This window comes from Olleya sp. ITB9 (assembly GCF_001315805.1).
Classification (GTDB): domain Bacteria; phylum Bacteroidota; class Bacteroidia; order Flavobacteriales; family Flavobacteriaceae; genus Olleya; species Olleya sediminilitoris.
The window spans coordinates 129635-143590 of record NZ_BCBW01000025.1 but is presented as its reverse complement, the minus strand read 5'-3'; the positions used below and the strand labels follow the sequence as shown (position 1 = coordinate 143590).

Below are 13956 nucleotides of genomic sequence, written 5' to 3'. Positions count from 1 at the left end.
TTATTAACTATATATTAATGAGTTAATTTTTTATTCGAAAAAAAAGTTATTTTTTTTGAATAAAAGGTTTTGAGAAATCAAAAAGTAATGTATATTTGCACACCTAATATTTAGGGCGCGTAGCTCAGTTGGTTCAGAGCACTTGGTTTACACCCAAGGGGTCAGGGGTTCGAATCCCTTCGCGCCCACAAAATCTCCGAAACCCCGTTTCGGATTTTTATTTTAAATTTGGTGATATATAAAAGTAATGTATATTTTCATCTAAATATTTAGGGCGACTAGCTCAGTTGGTTCAGAGCACTTGGTTTACACCCAAGGGGTCAGGGGTTCGAATCCCTTGTCGCCCACAAAAAAATCCGAAACTTTTGTTTCGGATTTTTATATTTATAATAGTTTTAAAACTCTTTCTAAAGCCATTCCTCTAGAACCTTTAATTAAAACATAACTGTTTGTAATAGGTTTATAATGGGTTTTAAAATCTTCAAAAGAGCGATATTGTTTTACCTTATTATTTTCAGTTTTAGTTTTTATAAAGTTTTCTCCAATAAGTATAACTTCATCTATATTTAAGTGATTTGCTAGGTTTGCTATATTTTGATGCTCGGTATCTGCAGAGGCGCCTAATTCAAACATATCTCCTAAAATAGCAATTTTATTTTTTTCATTTTGATTATTTAGATTTTGTAACGCAACTTCCATACTTGATGGATTTGCATTGTAGGCATCCATTATAATAGTATTAGTATCCTTTTTTATAATTTGTGACCTGTTGTTTGTTGGTACATAATCTTGAATTGCAGCTTTAATATCATTAATTGAAACATCAAAATACTTTCCTATTAGTGTTGCAACACTTAGGTTAGTAATATTATAGTCACCTATTAAATTTGATTGTATGGTTGTGTTTTCAGCCTTAAAATTTACAAAGGGATTTGCTTTTAATAAATTTATTAAATAATAATCAGTATCTTTTTGGCTATATCCTTTACTGTTTTTATACTGACTTAGTTTCTCTTTTTGAATATTATCATCGGCATTAAAAAATATAGTTTTGTTGTTAGAAGTTAAGTAGTCATATAATTCACTTTTACCTTCAATTACTCCTTCAACACCACCAAATCCTTCTAAGTGCGCTTTACCAAAATTAGTTATATAACCAAAATCAGGTTGAGCAATTTGACATAAAAATTCAATTTCTTTTTTATGATTAGCTCCCATTTCTACAATACCAATTTCTGTTGTGTTGGTCATAGATAATAGTGTAAGAGGTACACCAATATGATTATTTAAATTACCAATTGTAGCAGTGGTTTTATACTTTTTGCTAAGTACAGTATTAATAAGTTCTTTAGTTGTTGTTTTTCCATTGCTTCCCGTTAAAGAAATAATTTTCAAACCTAATTGTTGTCTATGGTAGGTTGCTAGCTTTTGAAGCGTTATAAGCGTGTTTGAAACTAATATAGTCTTGTCTGATCTATGATAATCTTCATCATCTATAATAGCGTATTTAGCACCTTTTTGTAATGCTTCGTTAGCAAAAGTATTACCATTAAAGTTTTCTCCGCTTAAAGCGAAAAACATATCATTAGTTTCAACGTTTCTAGTATCAGTGTTTACTGCTTTACAATCCAAAAACAGTTGGTATAGTTCATCTATTTTCATGAAATAAAAGTATAAAAAAAGTCCTAACAAATGTTAGGACTTTTTAATATTTAAACTAAATAGTTTTTAGTTTTTTGATTTTCTTTGACCTTTAGATTTAGATCCTACTCTAGACATAGCACATCTAAAACCAATGTAGTCTGTAGCCATGTTTTGTGGGTAATATCTTCTTTGTGCTGGATCTAACCAGTACTCTCTATCTTTCCATGATCCACCTTTGTAAACTCTAACTTCATCATTAATTAAAGAAGTACGTTTGTTTGATTTGTCATACTCTCTAATCATGTTTCCAGAAGAATCCATTTGGATGTTATGCTTTGGTGCATTGTACATTTTTCTAGTAGATACATCTTCAGAAGTTTCTTCTTCATCATAACCAAATCTATCTGCATAGTATCTAGAAGATTGTGTGTCACCATCTCTAAAGTTACGGTTATCACTTCTGTCAAAGTTTGTTCTTAAGTAAGTTTCTTCTTCATCAATAGGTTGTGTAGCAATCTCACCTGGTAAATCTCTTGGTACTACTTTTCCGTTTGGTAAAGTATCAAATACAATCTCATCAGTAGTAACAATTTTTACTGTACCATCGTCATTTATTGCATTTTTAGTATAAACATTTCCTCTGTAGTAGTTAAAGTCATTAAACTCGTCATCAACTATTGGTCTGTAAACATCGGCAACCCATTCTGCAACGTTACCAGCCATATCGTAAAGACCGTAATCATTTGGAGCATAAGATTTAACTTGACCAGTAATATCTGCACCATCGTCAGACCATCCTGCAATTCCACCGTAATCACCTTTACCTTGTTTAAAGTTTGCTAATTGATCTCCTTTTATTTTACGACTTCCAGAACGTGTGTACTGTCCATCCCAAGGGTATTTTTTACGACCTCTATAAACGTTGTAGCTTCTAATTTCAGATAATCCTAAAGCAGCATATTCCCATTCAGTTTCAGTAGGAAGTCTGTATTTAGGAGAAATTAATCCAGTTTCTCTTGATGCATAAACGTTAATTTCGTCACCAGCAGCATTAGTTTGTGGCTTAAGATTTCCTCCTTTTAAAATATCTTCATTACCTCCAAAAGATTGGTTTGGCGAGTTTATATAAGTGTCAGTACTAAAGTTTGCGTCTGCTGTAGCTTCTAGATTACTCCCTTCTTTAAGGTAACCATCTCTTTGTAAAGAAAGTTCGTTTACACGATCTGTTCTCCAGTTAGCAAATTCAACTGCTTGAATCCAACTAACACCAACCACAGGATATTCTCCATAACCTGGATGACGCAAATAGTTGTCAGTCATAACTTCATTATAACCTAAACGGTTTCTCCATACTAGTGTATCTGGTAAAACACCATTATAGATTGCTCTAAAGTTTTCTTCTTCTGGTGGATAAGTTCTTTTAATCCAATCTAAATATTCAAGGTACATTTTGTTTGTAACCTCAGTTTCGTCCATATAGAAAGACTGAACGTGTTGTTGATTTGGAGTGTTATTCCAATCATGCATAACATCGTCTTGTACTCTTCCCATAGTAAAAGTTCCTCCTTCTACAAATACTAATCCAGGAGCAGTTTCTTGCTCTTTAAAATTAGTGTTGTATTGAAACCCACCGTCTTTAGAATTAATTTGCCATCCTGTAGCCCTAGAGGTGTTAGAGCCACTTCCAGACCTCTTACAACCAACCAAGGTTAACGCAACTGCTACAGTTAATAATAACCTTGATACAATTATTTTCTTCATATTAATACGTTTAAGTAATCTAATAATGTTATTTTTTGGAGACGCAATATAAGAATTAAACCCAAGAAAACAAGTAAAAATGTCTTTTTTGAATATTTTTTTTTGCACTTCATCCTATTTTTTTTACTTTACAACGATACAGAAATTACTTTTTGTCGTTGTTTTGAAACATTATAACGTGCGTTTTTTCATTTTATTATTGTAATTTTGACTTGTTTTTATGAAATTATTAAGAAATAAATAATATCGTACAAAATTAGACGTTAGTATTGCAATGAAAAAGATATTATTTCTGTTGGTTGTGCTTAACTGCCTGCCATTATTTTCTCAAGATAAAAAAGTAAGCATAGTTTGGAATAGTCCTCAAACATTTGCTGCGGATAGTTACAAATTAACTTTACCTTCCTTTAGTCCTTCTAAAAATTTTTCGTTTGATTTGGATAAGGGTATTCAGTTTGTTGAACAATGGAAAACCAATGGCTTAGTTAATGAAAATTCATTAATTATAAGTAATCCTGTATTTGTTTCTATTTCCAAGTCAGATTTAAAAAGTTTAAATGTAAATACTATTCCTGCAAGTATTAATGCAACATTAAAAAATGCAATTGCTAGAGACGTTAAGTACGCTGTTTTAACTTTAAGTCCTATTATTAAAGTTGGGAGCACTTATAAAAAATTAGTGTCATTTAATTATAGTTACAACACAAATGGTATCTCAAATCGTATTAGCAACATACAAACCATTACAAATTCAGTTTTAAGCACTGGTAGTTGGTATAAGTTTGAAGTAGAGCGCTCTGGAGTTTTTAAAATTTCTAAATCTTTTTTAAATCAAATGGGTATTAATGCAGATGCTGTTGACCCAAGGACAATAAAGATTTTTGGTAATGGTGGAAAAATGATGCCTTTTGCAAATAATGCTAACTTTCCTTTTGATCCTACAGAAAATGCAATAAAAGTTATTGGTGAAGATGATGGTGTTTTTAATAATGAAGATTATATATTATTCTATGCACAAGGACCAACTGCAGATGTAGACGTTTCTTATATCAATACAAATATTAATCCATATAGTAATAAAACAGTTTATTACATAAATATTAGTTCTGGATTGGGTAAGCGAATCCAGAATTTTATACAACCAACAACAGCTGCAACACTCGTGGTTGATACCTTTCAGGATTATAAGTTTCATGAAGTTGATGAAACAAATATAATTTTTGTAGGTAGACGCTGGTTTGGAGAAAATTTTAGTGTTGAAAGCACTCAAAGTTTTAATTTTGAGTTTCCAAACTTAGTCACTTCAGATCCTATTAATATTAAGGTTGTTACAGCAACAACGTCTTCTAATGCTACTAGTTTTGGTATAAGTGTAAATACCAATTCAATTGGTAACATAGCGTTGTCTCAGACTAATTCTGCTGACGGAGTATATGTTACAGGAGGAACTTTTCAAGATAATACTTTAGTCACTAGTGATGATGTTAATGTGACTCTGGATTATAACAATCAAGGTAATCCTAGTGCAACAGCATATTTAGATTATATTGGTATTGAGGCTACTAGAAGTTTAACTTTTAATGGTAATCAATTTCATTTTAAAAATCAATCCACTACAGTAAACACTACAGGTGTTGCTAATTATAATTTATCTAATGCAGCTCAGGTACAAGAGGTTTGGGATGTAACAAATATATATGATGTTGAAACAATACCTAATACTAATCAAGATAATGTGTTAAGTTTTAATGCTCCAATGGGAGATTTAAAAACCTTTGTCACTGTTAGTTCTCAAAACTATTTTCAACCTATTTTATCTCAAAATAGTCGTGTTAACAATATTAATTTAAAAGGTACAATTTTTCAGAATGCTCAAGGGGTTTTTCAAGACATTGACTATTTAATGTTAACTACAAGGTCACATTTAGGTCAAGCCCAACGATTAGCTCAGATTAATAGAGATAAGAAAAATTTAAACGTTAAAGTTGTCATTTTAGATGAAATTTATACTGAGTTTTCTTCTGGTAATCCTGATATAGCTGGTATACGTAATTTTGTTAAGTACGTGTACGATAATGCTAGTACTCCGGAAAACCGAGTAAAATACCTTTGCATTTTTGGTGATTCATCTTTTGATTACAAGGGTCGTATTGCTAGCAATACATATAATTTTCCAACTTGGAATGCTTATAGTAGTTTTAATTTATCAAGTTCATTTATATCTGACGACTTTTATGCTTATGTTGACGATAACGAAGGAACTTTAGATGTCTTTAATAACGCTAATAAATTGGATATAGCTGTTGGAAGAGTCTTGGCTGATACACCTTTAAGAGCAAGTCAAATGGTTGATAAGGTTGAAACGTATTATTCCAAAGAGGCTTTAGGTAGCTGGCGAAACAATTTTGTAGTTGTATCCGATGATGTTGATGAGGCTTGGGAAGCTACTTTGCAAGAAACAACAGATGAAATTGGTGATGAGGTAACCGCATTTAAGCCTTTTATTAATGTAACAAAAATTCATTCGGATTCGTATCAGCAAGAAGCTTCAGCTGGAGGAGATCGCTATCCTGAAGTTAAAGAAGCTATGACAAACGCAATCGAGAGAGGTGCAATTATGGTTAACTATTTTGGTCATGGTGGAGAAGACGGTTTGGCTTTTGAGCGTATTTTTCAGAATACAGATGCAGAAGCCTTGAATAATGATTGTAAATTAAATCTGTTTGTAACTGTAACCTGTGAGTTTACAAGATTTGATAATCCACTAAGGATTACTGCTGGCGAATTTATTTATTGGAATAAAGATGCTGGTTCCATTGGTCTAATAACCACTACTAGACAAATTTTTGTTACTGTAGGTAAAGACTTCAATAAAATATTAAAAGAGTATTTGTTTTCATACAGTACTAATGATACTTATAGTGATTATGAATATCCTTCAATAGCCGAAGCTTTAAGATTAGCAAAAAACGATCCTGATTTTTCAAATGCACAAAAAAGTTTAGCATTTTATATTGGTGATCCTGCTTTGCAACTTACCTTTCCTCAGCCAGATATTAGATTAACTAAAGTTAATGATGTATCAGTAACACAAGAAACAGATGTCTTACAAGCTTTAAGTTATGCTAAATTAGAAGGTGTTGTTGTAGATGTAAACGGAAATACACTAACAGATTATAATGGTGTTTTAACAACAACTATTTATGACAAGCAAATTGAACGTGAAACATTAGCTAATGACAATACAACTGATGCTAATGGAATAATTAAGTTAAATTATACAACTTTAGGCTCTATAGTTTTTAGAGGTCAAGCTACAGTAACTAACGGACAATGGGAAATTGATTTTATAGTTCCGAAAGATATTGGTATACCTGTAGGAACCGGAAAGGTTAGTTTTTACGCTACTCAAGAAAACTCTTTAGAAGATAAAACAGGAGCAAGCGTAGAAACGTTAAAGATTGGAGGTATTAATCCAAATGCAGCAGAGGACAATATTGGACCAACAATTCAGTTATACATGAATGACGAAGCATTTGTTTCAGGAGGTATAACAAACGAATCGCCTTTACTTTTAGCTAAATTTGAAGACGATAACGGAATAAACACTGCAAGTGGTATAGGTCATGATATTGTTGCTATTTTAGATGGAGACGAAGTTAATCCATATGTGTTAAACGATTATTACCTTACAGATGTTGATGATTATACAAAGGGAAGTTTAGATTTTCCTTTCAGAGATTTAGAGCCTGGTTTGCATACTCTAAATTTAAAAGCTTGGGATGTGTATAATAATTCGGCTACAGCCGAAATACAATTTGTTGTTTATAATGAAAATGAAAGTTTGGTCATAAATAACGTACTAAATTACCCAAATCCATTTGTTAATTATACCGAGTTTTGGTTTAGTCATAATAGTTCAGAAGTTTTAGATATTTCAGTACAAATATTTACTGTGTCAGGTAAATTGGTAAGAACATTAAATGGACAAACAGCTTTAGCTGGAGGAAAAAACATAAAATCTACATCTCGAGATATTGTATGGGATGGACGCGATGATTTTGGAGATAAAATAGGAAAAGGGACTTATATTTATAAGCTAAAAGTGCACTCACAAAGCACTAATAAAACAGTAGAAAAAATAGAGAAACTTGTAATCCTCTAATAATAAATTATATTTGTTAACTAAAATTGATACATGAAAAATAAAATATTAATAGCTACAGTCTTACTTTTATCTTTGAAAAGTATGGCTCAAACAACTGTGATTCCAAATAGTCCAGACTCTAGAGTTATAACTACAGGTATTCCTTTTGCACTTATAGCTCCAGATGCTAGAGCTGCTGGTTTAGGTGATATGGGTGTTGCAACTTCTCCAGATGGATATTCTCAATTTTGGAATGCTTCTAAAAATGCGTTTAATACTAATAAATCTGCAGTAACATTAAGTTATACTCCATACTTAAGTAAATTAGTTAATGATATAGGATTAGCTTCAGTATCTTACTTTAATCGTATCGATGAAAATAGTGCTTTTGGTGTAGGGTTTAGATACTTTTCATTAGGTGAAATTGAATTTGTTCAAGACGAATTTTCTACACCTTTAATTCAAAAGCCAAATGAATTTACAATAGATGTATCTTATTCCTTAAGATTAAGTGATCAATTTGGAATGGCTATAGGCTTAAGATATTTAAGATCAGATTTAAAATTGCAAACAGATAATGTTGATGCAACTGCAGCTAGTAGTTTTGGAGCAGATATTACTGGTTATTACCAAAGTGAAGAGGAAGCTTACAGTGATTTTAATGGTCGTTGGAGAGGTGGATTTGCAATTCAGAATTTAGGTCCAAAGTTTAAGTATGATGAAGAAGGTCAAGAAAACTTCCAGCCAACTAACTTAAGATTAGGAGGAGGATTTGATTTTATATTAGACCAATATAATACAGTAGCAGTTACAGCTGAGTTTTCTAAATTATTAGTACCAACTCCACCAGAATTAGGAACAGAATATAATTACACAGACAATAATGGTAATGGTGTTTATGATGAAGATGTTGATGATTTAGGAGATACAGTTGCTTCAAATGTGATTATCTCAGGACAAGATCCTGATGTACCATTTTTATCTGGTGTATTTCAGTCTTTTGGAGATGCGCCAGGAGGTTTTAAAGAAGAGTTACAAGAGTTTACTTATGCTTTAGGTGCTGAGTATACTTACCAAGATTCTTTTGCTTTCAGAGCAGGATATTTTAATGAGCATGAAACTAAAGGAGCTCGTAAGTTTTTTGCTTTAGGTGCAGGTTTTAAGTATAATGTTATTAATGTAGACTTATCTTATTTATTCTCAGCCTCTCAAGTGCAAAGTCCTTTGGAGAGTACTCTGCGTTTTTCTTTAACGTTTAACTTAGGAGCAGGAACTTATACAGAATATTAAAACAAATTATAATAAAGATCAAAAAACTATTGTGAAAGCAATAGTTTTTTTGTCTAAAATAGTTGCGTATATTTAAATTATGAATGAAGTAAAAATAGAAACCACATTACAAGTTTTTGATAGTATTACCGAGTTACCTCAGGATATACAAACTTTAATGGACAAAGCTTCCGAAGCACGTAATAAAGCTTATGCACCATACTCTAAATTTAATGTTGGAGCTGCCTTATTGTTAGATAATAACGAAGTTGTTACAGGTAGCAATCAAGAAAATGCGTCTTACCCATCAGGATTATGTGCAGAACGTACAGCAATATATTATGCAGGAGCACAATTTCCTGAAGCAAAATTTTTGAAAATGGCAATCATTGCTGGTTCTCAGATCAATCCTACAACAGAACCTATTCCTCCTTGTGGAGCATGCAGACAAGCTATTGCAGAGTACGAAGTAAAACAAGAGCAACCAATAGAGTTGTATTTTATGGGAGAAACAGGTAAAGTGGTGCGATCAAATTCGTTAGCAAATATTTTACCTCTTGTTTTTGATAAATCAGCATTATAACTAAATCGATTTCGTAACAAAATAACTATTTTCAGTTTTTTCATTACTAACTAATGTGTTACTTTTGTTATACGAAAAAAATAATACAAACGTCACCAATGCAAAAAGTAACAAAAGAAACGTATATAAAATGGTATGAAGACATGCTGTTTTGGAGAAAGTTTGAAGACAAGCTTGCAGCAGTCTACATTCAACAAAAGGTTAGAGGTTTCCTTCACTTGTATAATGGGCAAGAAGCTGTTTTAGCAGGCGCTTTACATGCAATGGATTTAACCAAGGATAAAATGATTACAGCTTACCGTAATCACGTACAGCCAATAGGTATGGGTGTTGATCCTAAACGTGTCATGGCAGAATTATATGGTAAAGCTACAGGTACCTCAAAAGGACTAGGTGGTTCAATGCATATCTTCTCTAAAGAACACCGTTTTTATGGAGGACATGGTATTGTAGGAGGTCAAATTCCTTTAGGTGCAGGTATCGCTTTTGGTGATAAATACCACAATGTAGATGGTGTAACTATCTGTTGTTTTGGTGATGGTGCAGCACGTCAAGGGTCATTACATGAGTCTTTTAACTTAGCAATGCTTTGGAAGTTGCCAGTAGTTTTTGTTTGTGAAAACAACGGATACGCAATGGGTACTTCAGTTGAGCGTACTGCAAACCATACAGATATTTGGAAGTTAGGTTTAGGTTACGAGATGCCTTGTGGACCAGTTGATGGAATGAATCCTATTAAAGTAGCTGAAGCTTTTGACGAAGCTATACAACGTGCACGTCGTGGTGATGGTCCAACATTCTTGGAAGTAAAAACCTACCGTTACAGAGGACACTCTATGTCTGATGCGCAACACTACAGAACTAAAGACGAAGTAGAAGAATACAAAAAACTAGATCCAATTACACAAGTTAAAAATGTAATTCTAGAAAAAGAATATCTTACAGAAGACGAAATCAAAGTTATTGATAAACGTGTCAAAGCTAATGTAGCTGAATGTGAGAAATTTGCTGAAGAGTCTCCATATCCTGAAAAGAATGTGATGTACGATGCAGTATACGAGCAAGAAGATTATCCATTTATAGACCATAAAATCAAATAAAATATGGCTGAAATTATAAATATGCCACGTCTTAGTGACACCATGGAAGAAGGGACTGTTGCTGCTTGGTTAAAAAAAGTTGGAGATAAAATTGAAGAAGGTGATATCTTAGCTGAAATTGAAACTGATAAAGCAACCATGGAATTTGAGTCTTTTCATGAAGGGACTTTACTTCATATTGGTGTACAAGAAGGAGAAACTACTGAGGTAGATAAACTTTTAGCTATTATTGGTGAAGAAGGTGAAGATATTTCTGGTTTATTAGACGGAAGTACTAAAGAAGCTTCTGCAGATGCAACTGAAACATCAAGTGATGAATCTGCATCTAATGATGATACTTCAGAAGCTTCAACTTCTCAAGAGATTCCTGAAGGAGTAACTGTTGTTACTATGCCAAGGTTAAGTGATACTATGGAAGAAGGTACAGTTGCCTTATGGTTAAAAAATGTTGGAGATGTAGTTGAAGAAGGTGACATCCTTGCAGAGATTGAAACAGATAAAGCAACCATGGAGTTTGAATCTTTTCAATCAGGTACTTTATTATACGTAGGTTTAAACGAAGGTGATTCTGCCAAAGTAGATTCATTATTAGCAATTATTGGACCAGAAGGTACTGATGTTGCTGACATAGCTAAAAACTTTACTGTTGGTGGTGAAGCACCTAAAAAGGAAGAGGCTCCAAAACAAGACGCTAAAGTAGAAGCTTCTAAACAAGACACTATAACAGAATCTGCTCCTAAAGCAGAGACTACTACAAATACAACAGGACGTATTTTTGCTTCTCCATTAGCTAAAAAAATGGCGGAAGAAAAAGGGATTAATTTATCTCAAGTTAATGGTTCTGGAGAAAATGGACGTATTGTTAAACGTGATATAGAAAACTTCTCTCCAGTTGGATCTACACAATCCTCTGCTCCAGTAGCTAAATTTGTTGCTACAGGTCAAGAAGATTTTGACGAAAAACCAAACTCGCAAATGCGTAAAGCAATTGCTAAAAACTTAGCTAAATCTAAATTTACAGCACCTCATTATTATTTAAATGTGGAGTTTGATATGGATAACGCTATGGCATTTAGAGCGCAATATAACTCTATTCCAGATACTAAAATTTCATTTAACGATATGATTGTTAAAGCTTGTGCTTTAGCATTACGTCAACATCCTCAAGTTAACTCTCAGTGGTTTGATGATAAAATGAAATTAAACAATCACGTACATATTGGTGTAGCAGTAGCTGTAGAAGACGGTTTATTAGTCCCAGTTGTTAAGTTTGCTAATGAGCAGTCTTTACCTCAAATTGGTGCAGCTGTAAGAGATTTTGCTGGTCGTGCTAGAAAAAAGAAATTATCTTTAGATGAGATGGAAGGTAGTACATTTACTATCTCTAACTTAGGTATGTTTGGTATAGAAAGTTTTACTTCTATAATAAATCAACCTAACTCTGCGATACTTTCGGTTGGAGCAATTGTTCAAAAACCTGTAGTAAAAAATGGTCAAGTTGTACCAGGTAATACTATGAAGTTAACCTTAGCTTGTGATCACAGAACAGTGGATGGAGCTACAGGAGCACAATTTTTACAAACATTAAAAGGTTTTATTGAAAACCCAGTGACGATGCTAGTATAATATTTTCGCTATAGCGGAAATAAAAACATATAAAATCCCATTTCAATATAATTGATTTGGGATTTTTTTATCTTTAAACATAAATAAATTCACATGAAAAAAATCATACTATTAAGTGCTGTTTTGCTAGTTGTTAGCGCTTGTAAAACAAAAGTAAGCAATCCAGAAACTCAAAAAGATTACACTTTAACGACTCAAGAAGTAACCAATATGGTTAGTATTTTGGCATCAGATGATTTACAAGGTCGTGATGTAGGTACAGCAGGTATTGCAGAAGCAGCTAATTATGTTGAGACTAATTTTAAATCTGCAGGATTAAAACCTTATTTTAATAGTTTTAGAGATGTATTTCAAGTAGGCGATTTAGAGGCTTTTAATGTAGTTGGTTTTTTAGAAGGTCAAGATGAAAAGTTAAAAAACGAATTTGTAGTTATTGGTGCTCATTATGACCATATTGGACAAAGTAAAACTGTTGCAAACGATAGTATTGCAAATGGAGCTAATGATAATGCAGCAGGAACAGCTGGTGTGATTGCATTAGCCAAATACTTTGGAGCTAAAAAAGCAAATAAGCGTAGTGTGTTGTTTGTAACATTTTCTGCTGAAGAAAAAGGTTTACTTGGTTCTAAGCATATCGCTAAACGCTTAAAAGAAGCTGATATTGATTTATATACAATGATTAATTTAGAAATGATTGGTGTGCCTTTTAAAGACAGAGATTATCAAGCCTTTATTACAGGTTTCGAAAAGTCTAATTTAGCTGAGGTTATCAATAAACATGCTGGAAGTAAATTAATTGGTGCTTCAGATGTTGCTAAAAAATATGGTTTGTTTAAACGATCTGATAATTATGCATTTTTTACAGAGTTTAATGTGCCATCACATACAATTTCATCTTGCGATTTAACTAATTTTGATTATTATCACCACGTTGATGATGAGGTAGATAAATTAGATTATACTTTTATGACTAGTCTAATAAATAATCTTGGACCTGTTTTAGAAAAAGTTGTTAATGCATCTGAAAAAGAAATTATTTTAAATGAAAACTAAAAATATAATAATCACAGGAACCAGTAGAGGTATTGGTTTTGAATTAGTCAAACTATTAATTGGTCAAGGACACAATGTATTAGCATTATCTAGAAATGCTGAACCTATTGAAGCTTTAAAATTAAAAAATACGACAGCCTTACCTTTTGATTTGTCTATAAAAGACGACTATTCTAAGGTAGAAGCGTTTATCCAAAACAATTGGAAACATGTTGATGTTTTAATAAATAATGCAGGAGCAATAGTTAATAAGCCTTTTGCTGAAACCAGTATGAAGGATTTTGAAAATGTTTACAAAACTAACGTTTTTGGTGTTGCTCAAATGACCAAAATAGTATTACCTTTTATGAATAAAGATAGTCATGTCTTAACCATTAGCTCAATGGGAGGCGTACAAGGTAGTATGAAATTTGCAGGCTTATCTGCATACAGTTCTAGTAAAGGAGCGGTAATAACTTTAACCGAGTTGCTTGCCGAAGAGTATAAAGAACATGGACCTTCGTTTAATGTTTTAGCCTTAGGAGCTGTTCAAACCGAAATGTTAGAAGAGGCTTTTCCTGGTTACCAAGCTCCTAATACTCCAGAGCAAATGGCAAATTATATAGCAAATTTTGCTTTAACAGGTCATCAGTTTTATAATGGTAAATTATTGCAAGTGTCTAACTCCACACCATAAACTTTAAAATGGTTGATTTATTAATTTAAATTAATCCATAAAGTTTAAAGGCATATTACTACGCGTAATTAATTCACTTTTTTTAAATGAATTTAAT

9 protein-coding genes and 2 tRNA genes are annotated in these 13956 nt (G+C 32.5%); 9 read left to right on the top strand and 2 right to left on the bottom strand.

The window, feature by feature from the left end; translation table 11 throughout:
- Nucleotides 1-113: 113 nt before the first annotated feature.
- A tRNA-Val gene (locus tag ITB9_RS07395) sits at nucleotides 114-188 on the top strand.
- An 84-nt stretch (nucleotides 189-272) separates the two neighbouring features.
- Nucleotides 273-347: transfer RNA gene (locus ITB9_RS07390), tRNA-Val, on the top strand.
- A 37-nt stretch (nucleotides 348-384) separates the two neighbouring features.
- Here the strand turns inward: ITB9_RS07390 and murF are convergent.
- Both murF and gldJ read right to left on the bottom strand, forming a co-directional pair.
- A complete protein-coding gene (gene murF, locus ITB9_RS07385; protein WP_054851726.1) occupies nucleotides 385-1662 on the bottom strand; it encodes a UDP-N-acetylmuramoyl-tripeptide--D-alanyl-D-alanine ligase in 1278 nt (425 codons plus the stop codon).
- Nucleotides 1663-1728: 66 nt separating this feature from the next.
- Nucleotides 1729-3405 carry a gliding motility lipoprotein GldJ gene (gldJ, locus tag ITB9_RS07380; RefSeq protein ID WP_054851739.1) on the bottom strand — a complete coding sequence of 559 codons (1677 nt, stop codon included), beginning with the start codon at nucleotides 3403-3405 and terminating at the stop codon, nucleotides 1729-1731.
- A 274-nt stretch (nucleotides 3406-3679) separates the two neighbouring features.
- Between gldJ and porU the strand changes: the two genes are divergently transcribed.
- From porU to ITB9_RS07345, 7 genes are all read left to right on the top strand, one after another.
- Nucleotides 3680-7570, top strand: coding sequence for a type IX secretion system sortase PorU (gene porU, locus ITB9_RS07375; protein ID WP_054851725.1), 3891 nt, complete (start codon nucleotides 3680-3682; stop codon nucleotides 7568-7570).
- Nucleotides 7571-7603: 33 nt separating this feature from the next.
- Entirely contained in the window at nucleotides 7604-8842 is a 1239-nt protein-coding gene (gene porV, locus ITB9_RS07370; protein WP_028606910.1) for a type IX secretion system outer membrane channel protein PorV, read from the top strand.
- A gap of 79 nt (nucleotides 8843-8921) precedes the next feature.
- Nucleotides 8922-9404, top strand: coding sequence for a cytidine deaminase (gene cdd, locus ITB9_RS07365; RefSeq protein WP_028289182.1), 483 nt, complete (start codon nucleotides 8922-8924; stop codon nucleotides 9402-9404).
- Between the two features lie 98 nt (nucleotides 9405-9502).
- Nucleotides 9503-10504 carry a pyruvate dehydrogenase (acetyl-transferring) E1 component subunit alpha gene (gene pdhA, locus ITB9_RS07360; protein ID WP_028289183.1) on the top strand — a complete coding sequence of 334 codons (1002 nt, stop codon included), beginning with the start codon at nucleotides 9503-9505 and terminating at the stop codon, nucleotides 10502-10504.
- A gap of 3 nt (nucleotides 10505-10507) precedes the next feature.
- On the top strand, nucleotides 10508-12130 hold the full coding sequence (locus ITB9_RS07355; protein WP_054851724.1) for a pyruvate dehydrogenase complex dihydrolipoamide acetyltransferase: 1623 nt from the start codon (nucleotides 10508-10510) through the stop codon (nucleotides 12128-12130).
- Nucleotides 12131-12223: 93 nt separating this feature from the next.
- A complete protein-coding gene (locus ITB9_RS07350) occupies nucleotides 12224-13183 on the top strand; it encodes a M28 family peptidase (RefSeq protein ID WP_054851723.1) in 960 nt (319 codons plus the stop codon).
- Complete coding sequence (locus ITB9_RS07345; protein WP_054851722.1) at nucleotides 13173-13859, top strand: SDR family oxidoreductase; 687 nt, start codon at nucleotides 13173-13175, stop codon at nucleotides 13857-13859. The genes ITB9_RS07350 and ITB9_RS07345 overlap by 11 nt, the downstream gene beginning before the upstream one ends.
- Nucleotides 13860-13956 lie beyond the last annotated feature (97 nt).